The 20,901-nt window shown below is 67.6% G+C and carries 19 protein-coding genes; 10 read left to right on the plus strand and 9 right to left on the minus strand.

Annotated elements, in window-relative coordinates:
- Nucleotides 1-532: 532 nt before the first annotated feature.
- The 6 genes from KEG57_RS45815 to KEG57_RS45840 form a co-directional block, all read right to left on the minus strand.
- On the minus strand, nucleotides 533-1,261 hold the full coding sequence (locus tag KEG57_RS45815) for a response regulator (RefSeq protein WP_272427395.1): 729 nt from the start codon (nucleotides 1,259-1,261) through the stop codon (nucleotides 533-535).
- Nucleotides 1,262-1,287: 26 nt separating this feature from the next.
- Nucleotides 1,288-2,415 (minus strand): sensor histidine kinase, encoded by a 1,128-nt coding sequence (locus KEG57_RS45820; protein WP_272427397.1) that lies wholly within the window; start codon nucleotides 2,413-2,415, stop codon nucleotides 1,288-1,290.
- 13 nt (nucleotides 2,416-2,428) lie between these two features.
- Nucleotides 2,429-2,932 (minus strand): Rab family GTPase, encoded by a 504-nt coding sequence (locus KEG57_RS45825; protein ID WP_272427399.1) that lies wholly within the window; start codon nucleotides 2,930-2,932, stop codon nucleotides 2,429-2,431.
- Nucleotides 2,929-4,659, minus strand: a complete 1,731-nt coding sequence (locus tag KEG57_RS45830) for an OmpA family protein (protein WP_272427401.1) — start codon at nucleotides 4,657-4,659, stop codon at nucleotides 2,929-2,931. The genes KEG57_RS45825 and KEG57_RS45830 overlap by 4 nt, the downstream gene beginning before the upstream one ends.
- Nucleotides 4,656-5,222, minus strand: coding sequence for a hypothetical protein (locus tag KEG57_RS45835; protein WP_272427403.1), 567 nt, complete (start codon nucleotides 5,220-5,222; stop codon nucleotides 4,656-4,658). The genes KEG57_RS45830 and KEG57_RS45835 overlap by 4 nt, the downstream gene beginning before the upstream one ends.
- 240 nt (nucleotides 5,223-5,462) lie before the next feature.
- Nucleotides 5,463-7,370 (minus strand): mucoidy inhibitor MuiA family protein, encoded by a 1,908-nt coding sequence (locus KEG57_RS45840; protein WP_272427404.1) that lies wholly within the window; start codon nucleotides 7,368-7,370, stop codon nucleotides 5,463-5,465.
- Between the two features lie 84 nt (nucleotides 7,371-7,454).
- Between KEG57_RS45840 and KEG57_RS45845 the strand changes: the two genes are divergently transcribed.
- Nucleotides 7,455-7,982, plus strand: a complete 528-nt coding sequence (locus KEG57_RS45845; protein WP_272427406.1) for a DinB family protein — start codon at nucleotides 7,455-7,457, stop codon at nucleotides 7,980-7,982.
- On the opposite strand, the gene KEG57_RS45850 is transcribed toward KEG57_RS45845, so the two are convergent.
- The gene (locus KEG57_RS45850) at nucleotides 7,979-9,001 is read right to left on the minus strand and encodes a hypothetical protein (protein ID WP_272427407.1); all 1,023 of its coding nucleotides are present in this window, start codon (nucleotides 8,999-9,001) and stop codon (nucleotides 7,979-7,981) included. The two genes, KEG57_RS45845 and KEG57_RS45850, sit on opposite strands and share 4 nt — an antisense overlap.
- Nucleotides 9,002-9,308: 307 nt before the next feature.
- Between KEG57_RS45850 and KEG57_RS45855 the strand changes: the two genes are divergently transcribed.
- From KEG57_RS45855 to KEG57_RS45885, 7 genes are all read left to right on the plus strand, one after another.
- A complete protein-coding gene (locus KEG57_RS45855; RefSeq protein WP_272427408.1) occupies nucleotides 9,309-10,130 on the plus strand; it encodes a class I SAM-dependent methyltransferase in 822 nt (273 codons plus the stop codon).
- A gap of 59 nt (nucleotides 10,131-10,189) precedes the next feature.
- On the plus strand, nucleotides 10,190-11,308 hold the full coding sequence (locus tag KEG57_RS45860) for a hypothetical protein (protein WP_272427409.1): 1,119 nt from the start codon (nucleotides 10,190-10,192) through the stop codon (nucleotides 11,306-11,308).
- Between the two features lie 108 nt (nucleotides 11,309-11,416).
- Complete coding sequence (locus KEG57_RS45865; protein ID WP_272427411.1) at nucleotides 11,417-12,787, plus strand: C1 family peptidase; 1,371 nt, start codon at nucleotides 11,417-11,419, stop codon at nucleotides 12,785-12,787.
- A gap of 102 nt (nucleotides 12,788-12,889) precedes the next feature.
- Nucleotides 12,890-13,510: a TetR/AcrR family transcriptional regulator gene (locus KEG57_RS45870; protein ID WP_272427412.1), complete on the plus strand. Its 621-nt coding sequence runs from the start codon at nucleotides 12,890-12,892 to the stop codon at nucleotides 13,508-13,510.
- Nucleotides 13,507-14,931, plus strand: coding sequence for an amidase (locus tag KEG57_RS45875; RefSeq protein ID WP_272427415.1), 1,425 nt, complete (start codon nucleotides 13,507-13,509; stop codon nucleotides 14,929-14,931). Before KEG57_RS45870 ends, KEG57_RS45875 begins: the two co-directional genes overlap by 4 nt.
- 8 nt (nucleotides 14,932-14,939) lie before the next feature.
- The gene (locus KEG57_RS45880; RefSeq protein WP_272427416.1) at nucleotides 14,940-15,698 is read left to right on the plus strand and encodes a 2OG-Fe dioxygenase family protein; all 759 of its coding nucleotides are present in this window, start codon (nucleotides 14,940-14,942) and stop codon (nucleotides 15,696-15,698) included.
- Between the two features lie 51 nt (nucleotides 15,699-15,749).
- Nucleotides 15,750-16,754 (plus strand): AraC family transcriptional regulator, encoded by a 1,005-nt coding sequence (locus KEG57_RS45885; RefSeq protein WP_272427418.1) that lies wholly within the window; start codon nucleotides 15,750-15,752, stop codon nucleotides 16,752-16,754.
- A gap of 3 nt (nucleotides 16,755-16,757) precedes the next feature.
- On the opposite strand, the gene KEG57_RS45890 is transcribed toward KEG57_RS45885, so the two are convergent.
- On the minus strand, nucleotides 16,758-17,576 hold the full coding sequence (locus KEG57_RS45890) for a metal-dependent hydrolase (RefSeq protein WP_272427420.1): 819 nt from the start codon (nucleotides 17,574-17,576) through the stop codon (nucleotides 16,758-16,760).
- 176 nt (nucleotides 17,577-17,752) lie between these two features.
- Here KEG57_RS45890 and KEG57_RS45895 point away from each other — a divergent pair, with 176 nt between their 5' ends.
- Both KEG57_RS45895 and KEG57_RS45900 read left to right on the plus strand, forming a co-directional pair.
- Nucleotides 17,753-18,283: an MXAN_0125 family MYXO-CTERM protein gene (locus tag KEG57_RS45895; RefSeq protein ID WP_272427422.1), complete on the plus strand. Its 531-nt coding sequence runs from the start codon at nucleotides 17,753-17,755 to the stop codon at nucleotides 18,281-18,283.
- Between the two features lie 23 nt (nucleotides 18,284-18,306).
- On the plus strand, nucleotides 18,307-19,386 hold the full coding sequence (locus KEG57_RS45900; protein WP_272427423.1) for a BPSS1187 family protein: 1,080 nt from the start codon (nucleotides 18,307-18,309) through the stop codon (nucleotides 19,384-19,386).
- Here the strand turns inward: KEG57_RS45900 and KEG57_RS45905 are convergent.
- On the minus strand, nucleotides 19,368-20,861 hold the full coding sequence (locus tag KEG57_RS45905; RefSeq protein ID WP_272427425.1) for a hypothetical protein: 1,494 nt from the start codon (nucleotides 20,859-20,861) through the stop codon (nucleotides 19,368-19,370). The genes KEG57_RS45900 and KEG57_RS45905 overlap by 19 nt on opposite strands.
- Nucleotides 20,862-20,901: the final 40 nt, after the last annotated feature.

The raw sequence follows: 20,901 nt of genomic DNA on the forward strand, positions 1-20,901 counted from the left end.
GGCAAGTCCTCCGGAGGACCCCCCGGATCCGTCACCATCAGCCGCGGGCTCGAACGACTGGCACCCGCAGCAGAGATGCTACGGGTGCTCAGGGAGAATGGGCTCGCGAGATGAGACCAATGCTCAGAACCAGGGCAAGCCCTGGACCTCAGGGGGAAGAACTGCGCGATGCGCAGTTCTTCCCACAGGCCGGTGGCAAGACCAGGAAGGTGCGTTTCACGCCGTCGGCGTCATGGGTCGAGACGTCCGCGCTGCTGTCTTGGTGGGCAGGATCGTCGTTGGTCTTGACCTGGCCTGTTCGATGAACTGCGCATCGCGCAGTTCATCGACCCCGGGTCCAGCGCTTGCGCTGGTCCAGGTCCAGGGGCGGATAGCCCCGGTGGGGCCTGGGGCAAAGCCCCAGCGAAGCGCCTCCCAGATGAGACCAATGCTCAGGCGGATTACGAGGTTCGGCGCGGCCTGAAACACGCTTTCGCGCCGGTCTTCGTCGCGATCTCGTCGACGAAATGCGAGACCGAGTCGGACTCGTCCCTCACGCCGATTTGACGGACAAGGTCGAGAGTTGCTCCTCGATTTGCCCGATCAGCCACCCGATGAAATCCTCTTTTCGCATGACACGCGAGACGTGGAGCCCCGACCAGACCGGGGAGCGGACCGCGGAGGTGTCGCAGCTCTGCACGACGATGGGCAGATCGCGGGTGCGGGCGTCGTTCCGGATCGCGCGGACGAGCTCCACCCCGTTCATCACCGGCATGTGAATGTCTGTGATGACCAGCGCGACCGGGTGCGTCTCGAGCATGGAAAGCGCGTCGCGGCCATTCTCGGCCTCGAGCACCTGGAACTTCGGCGCCAGCACCGATCGATACACGCTACGCAAAAACGAATCGTCCTCGACGAGCAGGATGGCCCCGCCCGTGGCCCCGCCGAGGACGCGTTCCACCACCGCCCGGAGCTCTGCCGCCGTGACCGGCTTCTCCACGTACCCCGAGACGCCCTGGAGGATGGCCTCGGCCTCGCGCTTCACGACCGTGACGAAGATCGTCGGGATGCCGTGGCTCCGGAGGACGCGGTTGACGGCAAACCCATCCATTTCCGACATCAGGACGTCGAGGATGGCGACGTCCGGTTGCCACGTCGAGACGACCCTGACCGCGTCGCGACCGCTCGGGCTCGTGCGCACTTCGTGCCCGACGTCGGCGAGGGCGGCGGCCATCCAGAGCCTGGTTTCGTCGTCGTCGTCCACGATCAAAAGCTTCGCCATGGCCGGTCCTTCCCTCGGTCTGTCCTTCAGGCCGCCAGGGTCCCTGTCGAGGTGGGGGCCTTGCGGAGGCGGAACCAGAACCGAGCGCCTCCCTCGGGAAGCGTGGCGTACCCGATCGTGCCGCCCCAGCGCTCGACGGTGATGCGGCAGAAGTAAAGCCCGAGCCCCGTGCCCGCTTCGGGCCCGATCCCCCGGCCGAAGCGCTGGAACAGGCGCGTCGCGAGCGAAGGTGGCACGCCGGGTCCCTCGTCCTCGACGCTCACCTCGACGCACCTGTCCTCCTCGCGCGCGCGGACGCGCACGCAGCCCCCGACCGGGCTGTGGCGGACCGCGTTGTCGAGCAGGTTCGCGAGGACCCGCACGAGCCTGGGTTCGTCCGCGATGACGAGGCTCGGGAGCGGCGGCACCTCCCGCTCGATGCGCACGTTGCGGCCGCGCGCGGTGAGCTCGTGCTCGGCGACGACGCGGAAGATCCCGGCGCGCACATCGGAGACCGCGGTCTCCTCGTACGTGGTGTCGAGGTCGTCGTGCTCGGATGCGAACACGCTCAGAATCTCGCGGATCATCCCGCGCTGCCGGAGCGCCGCGTCGAGCGCGAGATCGATCAGGTCGCCGTCCTCGCCGGGCGGATTTCGCTCGTCGAGGGACGAGAGCACACCGAGGATCGTCTGGAGCGGGTTCGCGAGGTCGTGGACGATGCAATGCATGAGGATGTCCTTCTGCTCGATCTCGCGGGCGAGCGCGTCATGCGTGATGCGCAGCTCGCGGGCGCGCTGCAGGACCAGGCGCCGCTCGTGGAAGAGATCGTCGCAGCGGGTGATCACGAGCAGACGGCAAGGGCCCACGAGGAGCGCGGTCGCGGAGAGAGGCAGCTCCTCGCCATCGGTGGCGGTTTCGCACCAGAGGTCGGAGTCGAGCCGCGTCAGACCTCCGTTCGGCGCCTGCCAGACGGACTCCGCCTCGGGCAGGAAGACGGAAAGGAACGGGAACACGCTCTCCACGCGGATGGGCGTGTTCGCGTGGCGGACGCCCCGCAGCATGCGCGAATACCAATCGGGCGCGTTGCCACGTTGCAAGAACGTGCCGTCCGGCTGGCGTTCGAGGACGACCTTCCCGAGGAATGCGAGGATCGAGCTGGCAATCGAGGTCTTCATGCAGGCCTGCCCTTCAGCGCTGGAGCAGTGCGTGGCCGAGCGCGCGGAAAGCTTCTTCGACGCCCGCGCCGGTCTTCGCGCTGGTCTCGAAGACGGGCCCGTGCGCGGCGAGCTCACGCTCGTAGGCGTCGTCGAGCTCCCAGAAGGCGCGCAGATCGGCCTTGTTCAGAACGAGGACACGAGGCACGTCGCCCACGACCTCCGTGGCGGCGTGGTGGAGGGCCATCGCGGTCTCTACCGTGGCGCGGCGGGTCCCGTCGGCGACGAGCAGGTAGCCCGCGGCGCCGCGCAGGTACGAGAGGCGGACGCGCTGGAACTCGTCCTCGCCGCTGAGATCCCAGAGCACCAGGACAATCTCGTGATCGCCGTAGGTGAGGTGCTTCGTCTCGATCTTCGTGCCGATCGTGGTCAGGTACTGATCGGAAAAAATGCTCCGGACGAAGCGCATGACGAGGCTCGTCTTGCCGACGCCCGTCGCGCCGAGCAGGCACACCTTCCGCTTCTCCAGCGTGCTCATGACCCCTCGTTCATCGGCGAAAGGTGCACGTGGAAGGTGACCTTGCGCCCGGCCAGATCCGCGTGACCCACGCCTCGCACGGAGAGCCGATCCGTCGCGACGCCGCGCTCGTTGAGCTCGGCCGCCACGCTCGACGCGCGCTCCTCGCTGAGGCGCTGGTTCTTCTCGGGTGTGCCCGTCGCGTCGGCGTGCCCCACGATCTCGATCCGCGCGGTGAGGCCGCCCCGCGGGGCGGCGTCGAGGAGCGCCTGCACGGCGCGCGCCGCGGCGTCGAGGCGGGCGTGCTCGGCGCGTGGCGGCGTTGCCGAGCCGGGCGGGAACGAGATCTGGAGGCCCTCCAGCGTGGCCGCCGCGGCCCTCGCGGACGTGAGGGCCTCGGCCTCGAAGAGGCGCGTGTCGTCGAGCGCCGTGACGCCCGGCAGGCTCGTGGCGAGCAGACGCGCCCGGTCGATCCATGCGCGCTCGGCGACGCCCGCGGCCACGAGCGTCCCGCCTGCGAGGCGCAGCGAGACCCCGGACGGAGGCCGCAGCACCTGGACCGCGCGTCGCTCCGTGATCGGAGGATCCAGCGAGTAGATCGGCTTGAAGCGCAGCTCGACGTCGGACGCGCGCAAGCCGTGGGGCGCGAGCAGGGCGGCGGGGTTTTTCGCGAGCGGATCCCCGAGCCCTTCGACGAAGCGGCGTCCCCCGTCGCGCCCCGTCCGCGTGACCGTCACGCCGGGCTCCTCGCCGAGCGCCTCCACGTACGCGTCGAACCGCGCGTTTCGGTCGTGCACGACCTTCCACCCGATCCCGGCGCCGACCAGGGCGAGGACCGCGATCGCGGCGAGCGCGAGGGTGCCGCGGCGTCGGCTCTCCGGCTTCTGAACGCGCTCCTCCCGCATGCACCCGACGAGCGCGTCGCGGGTCGGCTCGAACGCGGCCGCGTCCCCTTTGAACTGCTCGAGCGGGGCCGCGTAGGTTCGGTGGATCTGCTCCAGCGTCTCGGCGAGCGACGCCGCCACGTCCTTCGTGGCGACGCCGCGGACGATGGCGACCAGCACGGCGCGCGGCCCGTGCTCGACGACGCCCGTGAGCCCACCGACGCAGAAGCGCGACAGATCCGCCTCTTTTTCCGCGTGAAACGCGTCCCGCGCGAAGTCGTCGATGGCCGCGAGCATCGCCGACACCTGATCGGGATCCTCCGCCGCCACGTTCTCCGCCGCGACGTGCTGCAACACGAGCCCGCTCTCGCGATGCACCAGAAACACGTGCTCCACCCGGTAGGCGAGGTTGTGGAGCATCACGACCTCGACGAACGGCCGGCCGGTGCGGGCCGCCTCGATGCGCCAGCGCAGGCTCTCCAGCGTCATCGTCTGCTGCACCATGTCGTCGAGCCGCTGGAGGAGCGCTTCGACCGCGGCGCGGGCGGCCTTCCGGACGGCGGGGCCGATCGACGGGAAGATGGCGTCGGCGAAGAGCTCCGGGTTTTTCCGGACCGTCTCGTGGATGCTCGACAGCATGAGCGGCTGCATCGCGGACGAGAGCTCCTCGCCGCGCTTCTGGCTCACGACGGCGGCCTGGGGCAGCACCTCGCCGATGGCCTCGGCGAGGGCCTCGGGGGTCTCGAGCTTGTGTTCGAGGGACTTCAGCCGCTCCTGCTCGGGCTTCACGAGGAACGGACGCAGGTCGTCGAGGGTGTAGTCGTGTTCTCGCCGCCGCGCCCGCGCTCGCAGGCGGGCGCTCATGACTGCTCGGCGCGAGGCTCCGGGGTGCGTGCGGCCTCGACGACCCCGCTTGCGGGGCCGGCGGCCTCCGAGGGCTCGCCGGTGTACAGGGCGAGTTCACGCTGGAGCGTGGACATGAGCTCGTCCCTGAGGGAGCGTGATTGCTCGACGAACCCCTTGGCCTCGTCGAGGATTTGCTGCCGGAAATCACGCTGCGCCCGGATCAGCCCGTCCTCGAGCTTCTTGATACGCTGGTCGAGCTCGGCGACGGCGTCCCGCGCCTCGCGCGCGACGTTGTTCAGGGCGGCCATCTGGGCGGTGTGGTCGGCTTCCCGCTGCGCGCTCTGCGCGTCCGTTTCGCGCTTCACGTGGGCTTCGAGCACGTCGATCATGCGCCTCGTATCGGCGCGCAGCTCTTCGCCCTGCGACGCGACCAGGCCCTCGATGCGGGCGATCTTTCGCTCAAAATCGCGAACGTAGGCGCCGAACAGGATCTCGCGCACCTGATCGAGGCTGTTCGCCGGCGACGGCGCGGCGTGCGTGGTCCCCCTGCTTTCGAGCTCTGCTCGTGCACTCGGGTTCATGGCTCCCCTCGTCGTGGACGGCCTCTCGCGTGGATTTTGCCGCGAGCGTTCCGGGCCGCCTTGTCGTCCAGATGCGCTGGAATCCATAGGAAAATGACTCCCTTGGCCGCAGCGGATCCATAAAGCGGTGGACGCGCATCGCCACCCCGCGGCGCCGTGCGCACCCAGCCGCTCACCGATCGGCTCGGCCGGCGATCGCCCCTCGAACGATCCCTCCGGCCGCCCGTGGCTTTCGATTGCTCAGAACTGCTGCTCGATCTCGATCAGCCGCTCCTCGAAATCCATCTTCTTACGAGGGGCGGTGGGGCTCGGCGCGGGCGGTGATTGCATCTGCTTGCGCCGCACGTCGAACACGAGCGACGGCGGGTATTCGACCTGGTACGACACGCGGAACTCGCGCTCCTCGCGCGGCGCGAGCGTCACCTTGAAGCGGACGATCCCCTTCGCGTCCGGCTTCTCGTTCGGGGTGATCTTGACGTTGCTCACGCGAATCTCGGTGTTCTCCGAGACGGGGATACGCTCGGCGAGGACCACCGTGACGGGGCGATCCGAGAGGTTTTTCGCTTTGCTCACGAACGAGAGCTGCATGCGGTTTCGCGCGTTGCGCTGGAGCGAGCTCTGGTGTTTGTCGAGCTCCCGCGTCAGCTTGACCTGATCGGCGACGCTGAAGAAAACGGAAAAGTCCTCGTCTTTCGCGACGAACTCGATGTCGGTCATGCCGAGGAACGCGCCGTCCTGGTACCGCGCGACGCTGCCGGGCAGGAGCGGCTGGCTCGTCTTGTTGGCCATCTCCAGGGTGATGGCGGCATTGAGGGATTCCTCCGGGGCGGCGATGATGTGGCGCTGGGCCTTGATGCGGCTCGAGCCGATGCGCAGCCGGATCGAACGACCGTCCGAGCGGACGATCGCCGGATCCTTCGCGGTGAAATGCGCCGTCGTGCCGCGCGTCTGCAGGCCCTGGAAAATTTGCACCGTCTTGCTTTGCACGCGCTCGAGCAGCGCCAGGTTTGACGAATAGGATTGCTCGAACTGCTCGACCTCGGAGATGCGCTGCGACGTTGCCTGGTTCATCCGGTTCCAGTGGCGGTTCTGCTCCTCGAATTTCTTTTGCGCGGCGCTGAACGACGTCACCTGCCGCGTCACGCTCCGGGTTACCTCCTGGGTCTTGCCGAGCGCCAGCATTTCGAGCTCGGGGATGCGCTCGCTGTCGGAGGAAGATTGCGTGGAGAACGAGAGCTCCGCGTGGCTCCAATCTTCGCCCGTCGTCTGCGTGACCACGGCGAACGACGTGAGCTCCACCCAGTCGGGATCGGCTGCGCTCGCGCGCACCTCGTGCATCGGCTCCCACGTGGCGCCGGGCGTGGCGTACGTCAGCGTCAACGTCGCATTGCCGGCGGCGCTGCCTTGCACCGTCACGAGCACGGTCGTCTCTTCCAGCTTGGTCAGGCGGCGGAGCTCTTCGAGGTTCTTGGCGCTCGCCTCCACGTCGGGGGCGAGCTGCTCGCGTGCAGCCTGCACCTCGCGCCGCGACGCGCTCGTCTTGCGCAGCGCCCCGGAGACGAAATCGATCACCTGCCCGTACGTATCGACCTTGATGTCGCGGGTGACGGCGTCCCCTTCGAGCTTCTGCACGGAAAACACCTTGATCGATTCGACGTGCTCCTGCTGCGCGTCCAGGATCGCGAGCTCGTCGTCGAGCGCTTGCAGCTTCCGGAGCAGCGCCTTGTGTTTTTCCTCGACCTTGCGAAACCCTTCATCCGTGGATCGCGCCAGAAAGCGCCGCTCGACGGCCACGTCCACGATCTTGCCGGTGCTCGTCGACGCACGCACGGAGCCTTCATCGACCCAGCCGGGCAGCTTCTTGAAACGGAAGACCGTGGGCTCGGCCGTGAGCGCTACCGTCGCCTCGCGGCTCACGAGCGCCCGATCCGAGTACACGGTCACCTTCGTGATACGCGACGCCACGCCTCGGTCGGCGGGGTCCTCGACCGTATCTGCGACGGTCGCCGCCAGGGCGAACACGGGCGGCGTGCTCTGCGGTGGAGCTTCCGCGCGTGGTGTCACGGGCGAGGGCGTGCTCGTGCAACCGAGGGCCGCGGAGAACAGGAGGGAGAGGGCAATCCACTTCGAAGGGAGGGGCGGCGTCATGGAGATCCCTACTGTACGAACGAGACGCGCCCAGGATCTATCCGAATGTGTGACGTGGCCAGCCGCACCGGGTAGCATGCCGCCATGTTGCTACCGACGCTGCGCTACCAGCTCGACGTGTCGTGGTCGCTTTTGGCCCTTCACCTCGACGGCTTGACCGACGAAATGTGCTTGTGGGAGCCCGCGCCCGGGGCGTGGACGGTCCGGCCGACGAGCGGACGCTGGGTCGCCGATCTCGTCTTGCCCGAGCCGGATCCTCCGCCCACGACCACCATCGGCTGGGTGACCTGGCACATCGGCTGGTGGTGGACGGGGGCGCATGCGCATACGTTCGGCGCGCGGCGCGGCGAGGCGCTCGACATGATCGAGCACGCGAAAACCGTGGACTGGCCGGGCAGCGCCGCGGGCGCCGCCGCGTGGCTGACCCGCTTGCGTGATCAATGGACGCAGGCGCTCGACGGTCTCACGGAGGCCGAACTGGACCAGCATATCGCGTGGTTCGACAAACCCTTGAGTCACGTGATTGCCTGGGCAAACATCGAGCTCATGAAGAACGCCGCCGAGATCGGCCAGTCACGGCTCTTGTACAGAGCGCGAAACGGCCGCGCCTAGTTGGCAAACCAATCGCTCGGCCGCTGCCGCTGGGTCACGACGATCCGCGCTTTCGTCCACGTCCCCGCGGTGGGCGCGATGGTCCCCGAACATTCGATGGGCCGGCTCGACGAATGATCGTACTCGTCCGTGAGGTAAAGCCAAGCGGAGAACCCGTCTCCGCCCTTTCGCTCGACGTCGTGCGCCCCGTAGCCCTTGAGACCGACATCGACCGTCTTCGCGCGGCTCCCGCGGGAGCAGGCAACACTGCCGCTGACCTTGAAATCCGAGCCGCTCGTGGTCCCCTCGTCGACGACGAGCCAGATGTTGTTGAATGCGTACCCCGTGCCGTCCCATTTGAACTGGACTTTGAAAGGTTTGTCCGGCTCGACGGCGACACTCGCGACTTCGGTATCGGGGACGTGCAGCCCGCGACCCTCCTCCTGATACAGGAGATACCCGCCGATGCTCGCCCCGATCAGGAACAGGGTGAAGCAGCCGGCGCCGAGGAAAAGGCCGACCCGGTTCACTTTCCCGGACGTGGCCGGCCGGACGCCTGGAAACGGGGCGCCCTGCGGGCCGGGCCACGGGGTGGCTTGCGGACCGGGGGGCGCTGCGCTGCATTCCGCGGCGGCCGCGGCGAGGAATGCCTCGGGGCTTATCGCGGGGAGATCGGCGCCCCGAATGCGCATGATCCCTCCGCCGGGCGCCTGCCGCCACTCGGCCCAGTAGGCCCGCTGCGCGCCGCCCTCGCCCTCGATTCCCCGCTCCGCCACAAAATAACGAGGCGGCTGGCCGCCCGCGCGCACGAGCGCGACGTAATGGCATTCGGTGGGCGCCTGCGGAGGCGGTAGGGGGATGAGGAGCGCCTCGACGCCGGGCGCGGGGTACATCGGCGTGATCACGAGCGCCGAACCGTCCGCGCGATCCTCGGGCCCGAGGCCCTCGCCGGCGGCGGCCCACGCTTGCTGCAGCATCGCGTTGCCCTGGTTCGCCGCGGCAGCCCACCACGCCGACGGGTCACGCAGCACGCCACTCATCAAGACTTGATGCGCAAAACGGTAATGTTGTTGTCTCACCGCGGACCTCCGCCGACCCGCCCGTCGGCGACCCTGAGGTCTCACGGGCCCGCCGTCGCGTCAATGGTTCCATCGAGCAAAGGGTCAGGGCAACGGCCCTCTGACGGGAATGTGCTCTTTTCACGAGACCGGCGACCTTTTTCCCGACATGGGGCATCCTCCTCGTGAGGAGGGACGCCGTGGGACCGGACGATTCTCCCGAGGATGCAACGAAGCTCGCTTCGCAGGCCCATGCGTGGCTGAGTCCCACCGCGATCACAGGACGAGCATGACGACCGATGAAAAGGTAACTCTGCGCGAGGAGAAAGAGACCCTTCTCCTCACGGTGTACGGCAAGGCGGAAGAGAGCCGCATGCCCGATTCCCTCCTGCGTGATCGTTTCGCCGCGGAGGCCATCCGCCGGGTCGACTACGATTTTTCGAAGCTGAAGGTCCGCCGCGACGACATGATTTCGCTGGCGATACGCGCGCACCTCCTGGATGGCTGGACCCGCGAATTCATCGCCCAGAACCCGGACGCCACCGTGCTGCACCTCGGATGCGGGCTCGACAGCCGGGTCTTCCGGGTCGACCCGCCCGCAACCGTCCGCTGGTTCGACGTCGACTATCCGGAGGTCATCGCGCTGCGCCGTCGTCTTTATCCCGAGCGTTCGGGCTATACCCTCCTCGGCACGTCGCTCACGGATCCGCAATGGCTCGACGCGGTGCCGTCGGATCGTCCGGCGATGATCGTCGCCGAGGGCGTCCTCCCTTATCTCCGCGAGGATGAAGTGCCCCGCCTCTTCGGTCGGCTCACGGCGCATTTGCCGGCGGGCGAATTCGGATTCGACTGCTACAGCCGCCTCGGCGTGCGGCTCCTCCGGCGGCACCAATCGATCAAAGCAACCGGCGCCTCCGTGCACTGGGGCCTCGATGATCCCCACGAGCTCGAAGCGCAGGTCCCGAAACTCGTGTTCCTGACGGAGGTCACGAGCCACGATCCCGCGCAGCTCGCCAGGATGTCGAGGGCGGCGCGCCTGATCTCCCGCGTCTTCATGGCGGTTCCGGTTCTCAAGAAGGTCGGACGGATGGTGCGATATCGGTTTGGATAGACAATCCGTGCCTTACAGCCGCCTCACCGCCCCGGAATTCGAACCACGTCACGGCGTCGATGTTCTCCCCGAAGCTCGTGCGATCGGGCCTCGATGCGAAGACCGTGGTGCTCGCTTTCACGGGCGTGCCGGTAGCGGGGCCCGCGGGCACTTTGAACGACATTCACCTTCGCTTTCTTTTGGATCCGTGGAGCACGTGGCCGCCGGCAGAGGGGACGAATGTCGGCCTGGCCGACGTGCAAGGGCCCTTCGCGATATCCGAGGGGGCAGGCATCCAGGTCGCCGTGCTCCGCGGCACGAGCGTAGGGCCCGTGCCGTATCAGATCATCCCCGAATTCGGCATGGGGGTCCCGTTCTTCCCGTCCTCCGCGCTTCCGTCCGACGCGACCCAGGCAGCCCTCCTGCGAATGCATCCCGGGGGGCACATCATCGGATATGGGCGTCCCCACGCCGGAGACACGATCGAGCTCCTCGTCGGACTCGGCCATCACGACGGGCCGAAGCCCACCGTGGAGGGATTCACGCCCATCGGCTGCACGAAAACCTCCGTGCTGATGGACGCCGTCCATACGGAGAAAGGGACGCTCGTCGGCTTTGCGAGCAATGACGAGCCGGCGAATGCCAAGGGCTGCACGGGCTCGCTCGGCGACGCCACACGGGTCGTCGTCGCCCGCGTCACCGATGGGAATCCGGTCGGCACCGAGCTCGCCGCGACGACGCCCGACAATCCGGCATCGATCATGGGGCTCGCCATGGCAGGCCGCAGTGAAGGCGCGTGGATGACCGTGGGCCACTCGGGGTGGATCGAGGCGACGGCCACGATTCAAGCGCACTTGCTCGACGCGGCAGGGACCTCCGTGGCAGCGCCGTTCAACTTGGCGGGAGCGAGTGATCTCAATCCGGATTCCGTCGGCGCCAGCAGCATGGCCGGCGATCTCGTCGCCGCGTGGTCCTACGGTGCGCTGTCCCCCGACCGTATCGAGGTGAAGCGCGTCAACGCCGCGGGCGCGGTCGTGGCCACGGCGATGATCGAAGCAAACCTCGGCACTTCCCAACCGATCGCTGTCCTTGGATCCCCCACGGGCGACGCCGTGCTCCTCGCATATTCGGCGATCTCGCCGGAGGACCCGACGGCGCGTATTCACCTCCAGCGGCTCGGTTGCGCCCCTCTGCCCTGAGCTCGTCCACGGGCGGACGCATTTTTTGGTATCCTCCTCCTCGGTGGCCGTTGTAGAGAAGCTCCAATGGTCGCGGGGGTGACTCCCGCGGAGCGAGGGACAGCCGCAATGAACACGTTCAATTTCACGCAAGCCGATGGCTCGTCACGGGCCGTCGTCGGATATCGGTATGCGCCGCCCAAGGCCGCGGCGAAGCGTTACGTCGCCGGCCGCGGCAATGTCTCGCGGCTGCCTCCCAAGGTCGACCTCCGGCCGTTCATGTCGCCGATTGAGGATCAGAAGGCCACGAACAGCTGCGCCGCCAACGCGACGGCGGGCGCCTACGAGTACCTCGTCAAGCGCCACCTGGGCGAAGACGCCTACGACGTGAGCCGCCTCTTCATCTATTACAACGGCCGCGCCGTCGACGATCCCGAGAACATCCAGGACGAAGGCAGCGTCCTGCAATCCGTCATCGCGAGCCTCAAGGAGCACGGCGCGTGCTCGGAGGAGACCTGGGCCTTCGATCCCGAGGCCGTCAACGAGCAGCCTTCGGACGAGGCGTACCAGGAAGCCGCGCAGTTCCGCATCGAAGACACCGAGCTCGTCCCGACGAACCTCGAGGCCTGGAAGATGGCGCTCGCGGAGGGCCACCCGATCATTTTCGGCGTCAAGCTCTTCTCCTCGTTCGACAAGCACAAGAAGGCGGGCCTCGTCCCCGTCCCGACCTCGCGGGAGACCGGGCGCGAGAGCCACGGCGGGCACGCGATGCTCTGCGTCGGTTATTCGGACCCGGACCAGGTCTTCATCGTCCGTAATTCCTGGGGACCCGAATGGGGCGACAAGGGATATTGCTACATCCCTTATCGGTACCTCATGAACGAGGAATACAACTTCGGCGACTCATGGATCATCAAGCGTATCGACGTCTTGCCGCCCGACGAGGAGACCTGGTCCGACGACGAGGAGTCCGTGCTGGAGGACGTATCGAGCGTCCTTGCCCAGCTCGACGAGGACGAATATGCGGGCCTCCTCGAGAGCATGGGCGACGTTCCGCTCGACGTGCGGCTCGCGCTCCTGTTCTTGCGTGCTGCCGGCGCGGACGGGGACATCGCGGACGACGAGCTGCGAGCCACGGCCGAGCACATCACGCCCGTGCTGGAGCAGCTCGGCTCGCGGCAAAGCGCGGAGAAGGTGCTGCGTAATGCGCTGCGCCGCCTCGATGACGAGCAGCTCGTGGAGGAGACCATCGAGGTCCTCGGCGAGGTCTTCTCCCAGGAGGTGCTCGCCTCGATCGCGTCCCAGCTCCAGGAGATCGTCGGCTCCGATGACGACGTCTCCGAAGAGGAGCAGGCCTTCGTCGACGCCGTCGTCGAGCGCTGGCAGATCGAGCCCGCGGAGGACGAGGGCGACGAGGAAGAGGGCGACGAGGACGAGGGCGACGAGGACGAGGGCGACGAGGAAGAGGGCGACGAGGACGAGGAAGAAGAAGACGAGTAGCCCCCCGAGATCACGCTCGGCGAAAAGTGAACGCATCGTTCACTTTTCGCCCCTTGACGTCCTCCTAAAGTGAACGTACGGTTCACTTTAGAGAGCGACGACGTGGCACGACAGCTCAACGAACAGGTGCGCGAACGGGTGTTTCGCGCGGCGGCGGAGGTGTTTGCCGAGGCCGGGTACCAGGGCGCGACGATGGCGGCCATCGCCGCCCGCGCCGGGGTCTCGACCGGCAACATCTACCGGTATTTCGAGCATAAGGACGCGCTGTTTTACGCGGTGCTGCCGGACGAGTTCGCGGCGCAGTTCCTCCGGCTCACCCGCAGGCGCGTGCAGGCGCTCGTGCGCGCGCCCGTGCCGACCGAGCTCGACGCGGGCGCGGAGGAGCGCGGCGAGGAGCTCCTCCGTTTCTGGATCGAGCATCGATTGAAGGTGATCACGCTGCTCGACCGGGCCCAGGGCTCACGGCACGAGGGATTCGCCGAGGCATTCGTGCGGGAGCTCATGCGCCCCTCGCTCGCCAAGCTGCGCGTCGATGCGCCGCAGAGGCGGGTGAGCCCCATCGCGCGTTTCGTCCTCCAAAATATCTTCCGCAACACGGTCCGCACGATCGTGTCGATCCTCGAAGCCCACGCGGACGAGGCGCAGATCCGCAAGGCGTTTCAAGGGTTCTGGAGTTATCAGCTCGCCGGTTTGTCCGGCTTTGCCAAATGGGTGCAGTCATGAGCCAAGATCTCTGGGAGCTCGACGCGGTCGGGCAGGCGGCCCTCGTGAAATCGGGCGAGGTGAGCGCGCTCGATCTCGTGGACGCGGCCATCGCGCGTATCGAAACACTCGAACCCGTGGTCCATGCGCTCGCGAGCGTGGACTTCGACGCGGCCCGGGAAAAAGCCAGAGCTCGGCCATCGGGGCCGCTCGGCGGCGTGCCATTCCTCATCAAGGACGTCCTCGCGTATCCCGGGCACAAGCTCACGATGGGCTCGCGCCTTTTCCGCGATTACATCGCGCCTGCGGGGTCGCCTTATACCGAACAGCTCGACGCCGCGGGGCTCGTCACGCTCGGAAAAACGACGACGAGCGAGTTCGGCCTCCTCGGCAGCACGGAGACGCTTCTCGCCGGGATCACGCGCAATCCGTGGGATCTCACGAAATCGGCCCTGGGCTCGTCCGGCGGCGCCGCGGCCGCGGTCGCGAGCGGGATGGTGCCGGTGGCGCACGCGAGTGACGGCGGAGGATCGATCCGGATCCCGGCGTCCGCCTGCGGCCTCTTCGGCTTCAAGCCGGGGCACAAGCGCTGCGTGCCCACAGGGTATGTCGACACGTTCGAGCTCGTCATCGATCATTGCGTGAGCCGGAGCGTGCGCGACAGCGCGTTCTTGTTGTCGCTGACGGAGGACCCGAGCGCGCATCCGCGGGTCGGATACGTGGATCGACCGCTCGATCGAAAGCTGCGTATCGGCGTGTATTCGACGACGCTCCTCGGCCGGGCGCCCGATCCCGAGGTGATGCGTGCTCTCTCGCAGACGATGCGTCTCTGCGCCGACCTTGGGCACGAGGTGGTGGAAGCGCCGCCGCCGCCCGTCGACGGCGTGCTGCTCTCCGAGGCGTTCTTCGATTCGGCCGGTGCCGCAATGCACGAGGTCGTCCGCACCATGGAGAGCATGCTCGGCAGGCCCGTCGGCGAGGACGACCTCGAGCCCTTCACCCTCGCGCTGATCCACCATTCTCGCAGTTTGCCCGAGGGCGCAGAGGCGCGCGCGAAGGCCACGGTTGCCCACGCGTCCGCGCGAATGCTCTCCTACATGGAGAGCTACGACGTCCTCCTGTGCCCGACCCTCCCCGTTGCGCCGTACGACCTCGGCACGCTCGCGCCGCACCTCGATCGTGAGCTCCTCATTCGCCGCACGGAGGTGCTCGCGGGGTACACGCCCATCTATAGCATGGCGGGTGTCCCGGCCATGTCCGTGCCGCTCGGCTCCTCGGAATCGGGCCTGCCGCTCGGCAGCCATTTCGCCGCGCCGCTCGGACAGGAGGCGACCCTGCTCGGCCTCGCTTATCAGCTCGAAGCGGCCGCCCCGTGGCGGCATCGCTGGCCCGCGGTGACGCGCGCGACGCGGGAGCGCGCCTCCGCGTCCGTGCTAGGGTAGGCGCCATCATGTCGACTGCCGCGTTCGAACCGCCGATCACCGCACCCTCCGACCTCGTGGAGACGGTGCGAAGGCAGGGGTTCGCCGTCGCGAGTTCGTCCTGGGCCCAGGGCCTCCCCGGCGCGCTCCACCCGGATTGGGCGGCGATCGCCGCGGAATGGGACGACATGCCGCGCGACCCGTACCTCAAGGACGGCGGGCACTACCGGCGGCGCCGGCACGCCTCGTTCATCGTCGACGAGGCGTCCTGCCGTCTCGTCCCCCACCGCGCGCACTTTCAGCCGCTGCAATACAATGCGCTCCACGGCGGCATGGAGCGCTGGTTCGAGCCGATGCGGCAAACTCTGATCGGGCAGCCGTTCTGGTCCGACTTGCTCACGGCCCTCGCGCGGGTCTGCTCCGAGATCAAGAGTTCCTTGCCCTGGTACGTCGAAGCACACCAGTTCCGGATCGACACGAGCGAGGGAATCGGGCGGCCCACGCCCGAGGGCGCGCATCGTGACGGCGTCGACTTCGTCGCGCTCTTCCTGATCGGGCGCCACGGGATTCGCGGCGGTGAGACCCGCGTCTTCGATGCGCGCGGCCCGCAGGGGATCCGCTTCACGCTCACCGAGCCCTGGTCCTTCCTCTTGCTCGACGACGAACGCGTGATCCACGAGTCCACGCCGATCCAGCCTCTCCTCGGCGGAGAATCGGGGGCGCTGCCTCACGGGCATCGCGACACGTTGGTCCTCACGTACCGCAGAAATGGGTTTCAGGACCGGTGAACCCGCGCGCGCCTCTTGACAGGGGCGGCCCTGTTCGATTCTCTTGCGTGCATGGGCGCGGGTAACGCGAGCGGAGATCTGCCGGCGGCGTATGCGCTGCACCTGGTCGATCTCGCGGCGCGGTGGGGCGTCGCGCCCGACGAGCTGCTCTCCGGGCTTGGGCTCACGCGTGATTCCCTGACGAACCCGGCGGCTCGGATATCCCTGGAGACCACGGGCACGCTCGTGAAACGGGCGACGGCGCTCACCGGAGAGCCGGGGCTCGCCGTTTTCATGGGCCTACAGATGCGCCTCTCGTCGCACGGATATCTCGGCTTCGCCGCCATGACGGCCGGGACGATCCGCCAGGCGATCGAGCTTGCCATTCGTTTCGTCCCCACGCGCACCACGGCGCTCGGCTTCCATCTGCACGTCGAGGGCGAAACGGCGTCCCTCGTCTTCGAGGAGCGCGCGCCGCTCGGCGAGGCGCGGGAGTTCATTCTCATCGCGCTCATGATGGGCATTGCCCGGATCGGCCGGGACATCACGAAGCAGGAGCTCGGCGGGGACGCGTACTTCGCGTTCGCCGAGCCCCCTTATTTCCAGCGGTTTTCCCACCTCGCGCCGGGGCGGATTCATTTTGGTCAGCCCTCGAACCGCATCGTCTTCGCCTCCTCGGTGCTCGATTTGCCCCTCGACATGGCCGATCCGGTGGCGATGCAGCTCGCGCGCGAGCAATGCGAGCGGGAAATGCAGGCCCTCGGGCGGGATGATCGGACGGCGGCGAAGGTCCGTGAGCTCTTGCCGCTGCCGGAGGGATATCGCTCCCTCGAGGAGATCGCGCAGCACCTCGGCGTCTCGCCGCGCACGCTGAAGCGACGCCTCGCCGATGCGAATACCTCTTATTCCGAGATCCTCGACGAGCTCCGGCAGGAGCGCGCCATGCTCCTCCTCCGGGACGAGAGCCTCTCGCGCGAGCAAATCGCCGAGCGGCTCGGCTATTCCGACGCGGCGAATTTCGCGCGGGCCTTCCGGCGCTGGACCGGACGAACCCCCGGCATGCTCCGCAAACCGTGACGGTTACGGCGAGGTCGCGGCTCGATACGAGGCCTTCCAGCGATCGAGCTCCTCGCGGTTATCCATGTCCCAGGGATGGAAGCCGGGCCGGTAGTAATCGAGGTAGTGCAGAAACAGCTTGAACATGCCGCCCGGACGGAAGAAGAGGAAATCGACGAGCGATATCCATTCCCGGACCGAGAAGAGAATCCCGTTTTCGTGCATGAGCCGCGCCTGGTGCTCGATCACCTTCGCCCAGAAGATCAGGGTCGTCGGGATCATCAGGGCACAGCGCTCGAACGCGTTGCCGCCCGACGCGAGGTAGACGTCGAACGCGACGGCCTTGTGCTCGTTCTCCTCGGCGGCATGCCAGCGCCAGAGCGCGGCCATCTCCGGGTGCGCGCCTTCGAGCAGGCGCGGATCGCCGAGGATGAAATGCCCCATCAGCGCGGTGAAATGCTCGAGATTACACGTCACCGCGAGCCGCCAGCGCGGCGGCAAAAGCTTCGTCGCGCGGCGGAGGATGCGCTCGACTCGCTTCTCCATCGCGTCGATCGGATACCCCTCCTTGCGTAGCATCTCGTTGTATCGGTCGTGCTCGCGGCCGTGAATGCCCTCCTGGGCGACGAAGGCTTTGATCTCCGCGAGGAGCCGGGGATCTTGGACCCTGTCCCGATGGGCCTTGACGGCCGCAATGAAGAATCGCTCGCCTGCCGGGAAGAAGATGGAGAGGTTGTCGAAGAAGAGCGTGACGGCCCGCCGCTCTCCGTGCCAAAAACGCGGGATCCGCTCGTTGGTCTCGAACCGCAGATTCCGAACCTCGATCGTCGGGGAAACGGACATGGCTCACCTCGTGCCGGACATGCGGATCGTGACACGATGCGCCAAGCGTCGGCAGGTTCGCGCGTGCCAGATCCGTGTCATCTGGGGCCACGGCAGGAGGCCGGCGGCGGCTGGCTTGCGAGGCGGAGCGGTCCGCGAGGGTTTCGTGCTACGGTCGCCCGCACGGAGGTCTTGTCATGAGATTGCTTGCGTTCGCCATTCCTTTCGCCGTTGCCCTCGCCCTCGCCCCGCGCGCCGCGCACGCCGGCTGCCCCCAGGCCGCCGGTGATGGATGCGATGCCATCATCAAGATCGAAGCGCGCCTCGAAGGCGCGCCCGCGTGCGCCAGCCTCGATCAGATCGAGCCCGAGAACGGCTGCGTTTGTCACGGCACCGTCTCCTTCGTGAACAATTGCGCCTTCGAGATCGTGGCCCAGGATTTCTCGTTCGGCAGCGACAAGACCCTGGTCCTTGCCGGCGAGACGGCCTTCCTCGACGTCGAGGGGAGCCCCTCGGGCGACGCCGTGGGCGGACCGCCGGGCGTCCACCACGACGAGCTCAACCTCCAGGGCGACGGGCAGGCCTTCAAGCTGATCGTCGATTACACCGTCGAGCACCGCGTGCTCGAGACCGGGTGCAGCATGTCCGGCGCCGATCGGCCGGGCCTCGCCGGCGTGGGTCTGGGACTCGCCGCGCTTCTTTTCGCGCGCCGTCGCCGGGCTCGTTGAGGCTGCGGAGGAAGGACGGAACGATGCGAATCGGAATGCGCATCTTCATGAGCGCGCTCCTCCTCGTCGCTGCGCGGGCCACAGCCGGCTGCTCCGGCGGCGGGGAGGGCGGAACCGGAGCGGGCGGCGCCGGAGGAACAGGCGGCGCTGGTGGAATGGGCGGCGCGGGCGGCGCCGGAGGAATGGGCGGCACCGGAGGAACGGGCGGCGCTGGTGGAATGGGCGGCGCGGGCGGCGGTGATCCCGGGCCGAGCGTCGATACGACGAATCCGCAGCTTTACAAGGTCTCCTTCAAAGCGGACCAGGCGGATGCGGCCGCGACGCAGGCCCTCGGCACGCAGCTCGCGCACCTCGATACGCGGGTCACGTCGCGGGGGCAGCTCGTCGTGTATCTGCACGGCGCGGGCGCGCCTTCCACGTGTGGATCGAATGCCCACGGCGAGGTGCTCGCGGGCCTCGGCTTCCACGTGTTCGGCCCCTGTTACCTCAGCGATTACGGCGTGGGGAACTGCGGCGACGACATCGAGGGATGCCGCCTCGAAGCGTTCGACGGCACGGATCACCACCCGTTCGTCGACATCACCCCGCCGGACAGCCTCGAGACGCGTATCGTCAAAGGGCTCGCCTATCTCGCCGAGCAAAACCCCCAGGGCGACTGGACGTATTTCGTCGACGGCGACAAACCCCGCTGGGACAAGATCGTCATTTCGGGGATTTCTCACGGCGCGAGCACGTCCGCGGTCATCGGGAAACACCGGCTCGTCCACCGCGTGGTGAGCCTCTCCGGGCCGCTCGACAGCAACCAGGCCTGGCTGAAGGCGCCTTCGCTCACGCCCATCGATCGGTTTTACGCCCTCACCCACACGGCCGATTCACAGCACCCGGGGCACCTGACATCGTTCGAGGATCTCGGCCTCCCCGGCATGCCGACCTCCGTCGACGGCGCCATGCCGCCCTACGGGGACAGCCATCGCCTTCGTTCGTCGGCCGAGACGAGCGACGGTCACGTCTCCACGCAGGCCGGCGGCCCTTCGCCGAAGGACGCGGACGGGAACTACGTGTTCCTGCCGGTCTGGATCTACCTTTATACCGGATCGCTCTGAGCGCTTCTTCCACATCGACGCGCTTCGCCCGCCCGCGTCTCCAGTGCGAGGCAGCGGCGAAGCGCCTCGAGGAAGTATCGATCCCCGAAGGAGAGGGATTGCTGCGGCCATCCGTAGGAGGTGGATCCGCGTGCCAGGATGCCTCGATGGGGAGAATCCACCGCGAGATAGGCGAGCTTGCCGTCGGGGGCGCGGAAGGTGAGCAGGGAATGCAGGATGTTCTCGGCGGCGCCGAGATACCGCTCCCGCAGGTTGGGGTCGTCGACGAGCGTGCCGAGCTCGAGCAAACCCGACGCTGCAATCGCGGCAGCGGACGAGTCCCGGGCCGTGAACGCATGCGTGCCCGGCCGCCGGTCGCCGAGGACGCCATCGCCGTTCGCGTCGTTCCAGGGCCCCTCGGGCTCCCCGAGCGCTGCGTCGAAATCGCTGGGCGGCACGAAGTCGCCGGGAACGTGGTTATAGGGATCGCGCGTATCGTTCGGCAGGTGATCGATGAAATAGTCGGCGACGCGTGAGGCGGTTTCGAGGAACCGGACCGGCTCGACCGAGGCATCGTCCCTGGTGAAGCGGTAGACCGTGGTAAAACCATGAAGGGCCCATGCCTGGCCGCGCGACCAAGTGGATTCCGCAGCAAAACCTTGATCACTTATCTTCTTGTGGATCCGACCCGCCCCCGGCCCCGCGCCCTCCTCGTGCTGGACGATGTGGTAGGTGCTGCCGTCGGAGCGAACGTTCTCGGCCATCACCGTCATCGCGTGGGTCACCGCGTGCTTGTAGAGGAGGCGCAGGGGCCCGGACCCGGGACGATCGGCGAGGTCCCAGGCGAGCAAGGGGAGCTCGACGTTCATCATGCTGTCGATGTACACGGGATAAGGCGCGAGGTAATCGTTGGAGAGCGGAAAAGCTCGGTAGGCCCCCACCGGCGTGGAGCCCGCATTGAACAGCCGATCCAGCGAGAACGCGCTCCGCTCGATCGCGGTCCGCGCGCGTCCGCGCCAAACCCCGCCCGGATCGTCGCCCTCGTCCAGCACGGAGAGCGCCTTGCCAAACGTCGAGAGAAAACGAAAACCGAGATCGTGGTCGCTCGCCGTATTCTCCAGCGTCGCCATGTGCGAGGTCCATGCGAGCGCGGCTTGTCGCATCCGCGGATCACGCCCGTGGCGATAGAGCTCCCACACCACACCCGGGAAAAAGCCGCTGCGCCAGTCCTCGACGGGCTTCTGCACCCAGCTCCCGAGGTTGGGCGGCGAAGGCTTGGTCACGACCGGGTAAAGCGAGGCGAAATGGTCGGGATCCGCGCCCGCGAGCTCGTCGATCGTGGCGCGCGTCCGTTCTTGAGCGAAGACCAGCGCGTCGTCGATCCGTGGGCGAAGCGGAGATGCGGCGGATTCGCTCGGCGGCTCCTCGGGCGCACACGTCGGGAGCGTGAGGCAGAGCGCGGCGATGACGGGGAAATTCCGACGAAGCCGGTTCACGGGCGCGTGCATGCCCTATGTCTCGTGCCCGCGAGGGTCG

This window comes from Polyangium jinanense (assembly GCF_028435365.1).

Excerpts from the sequence above, each read along its gene's own strand:
- KEG57_RS45815 (WP_272427395.1), bottom strand. The coding sequence starts at position 1,261 with ATGGCGAAGCTTTTGATCGTGGACGACGACGACGAAACCAGGCTCTGG.
- KEG57_RS45820 (WP_272427397.1), bottom strand. The coding sequence starts at position 2,415 with ATGAAGACCTCGATTGCCAGCTCGATCCTCGCATTCCTCGGGAAGGTC.
- KEG57_RS45825 (WP_272427399.1), bottom strand. The coding sequence starts at position 2,932 with ATGAGCACGCTGGAGAAGCGGAAGGTGTGCCTGCTCGGCGCGACGGGC.
- KEG57_RS45830 (WP_272427401.1), bottom strand. The coding sequence starts at position 4,659 with ATGAGCGCCCGCCTGCGAGCGCGGGCGCGGCGGCGAGAACACGACTAC.
- KEG57_RS45835 (WP_272427403.1), bottom strand. The coding sequence starts at position 5,222 with ATGAACCCGAGTGCACGAGCAGAGCTCGAAAGCAGGGGGACCACGCAC.
- KEG57_RS45840 (WP_272427404.1), bottom strand. The coding sequence starts at position 7,370 with ATGACGCCGCCCCTCCCTTCGAAGTGGATTGCCCTCTCCCTCCTGTTC.
- KEG57_RS45845 (WP_272427406.1), top strand. The coding sequence starts at position 7,455 with ATGTTGCTACCGACGCTGCGCTACCAGCTCGACGTGTCGTGGTCGCTT.
- KEG57_RS45850 (WP_272427407.1), bottom strand. The coding sequence starts at position 9,001 with ATGAGTGGCGTGCTGCGTGACCCGTCGGCGTGGTGGGCTGCCGCGGCG.
- KEG57_RS45855 (WP_272427408.1), top strand. The coding sequence starts at position 9,309 with ATGACGACCGATGAAAAGGTAACTCTGCGCGAGGAGAAAGAGACCCTT.
- KEG57_RS45860 (WP_272427409.1), top strand. The coding sequence starts at position 10,190 with ATGTTCTCCCCGAAGCTCGTGCGATCGGGCCTCGATGCGAAGACCGTG.
- KEG57_RS45865 (WP_272427411.1), top strand. The coding sequence starts at position 11,417 with ATGAACACGTTCAATTTCACGCAAGCCGATGGCTCGTCACGGGCCGTC.
- KEG57_RS45875 (WP_272427415.1), top strand. The coding sequence starts at position 13,507 with ATGAGCCAAGATCTCTGGGAGCTCGACGCGGTCGGGCAGGCGGCCCTC.
- KEG57_RS45880 (WP_272427416.1), top strand. The coding sequence starts at position 14,940 with ATGTCGACTGCCGCGTTCGAACCGCCGATCACCGCACCCTCCGACCTC.
- KEG57_RS45885 (WP_272427418.1), top strand. The coding sequence starts at position 15,750 with ATGGGCGCGGGTAACGCGAGCGGAGATCTGCCGGCGGCGTATGCGCTG.
- KEG57_RS45890 (WP_272427420.1), bottom strand. The coding sequence starts at position 17,576 with ATGTCCGTTTCCCCGACGATCGAGGTTCGGAATCTGCGGTTCGAGACC.
- KEG57_RS45895 (WP_272427422.1), top strand. The coding sequence starts at position 17,753 with ATGAGATTGCTTGCGTTCGCCATTCCTTTCGCCGTTGCCCTCGCCCTC.
- KEG57_RS45900 (WP_272427423.1), top strand. The coding sequence starts at position 18,307 with ATGCGAATCGGAATGCGCATCTTCATGAGCGCGCTCCTCCTCGTCGCT.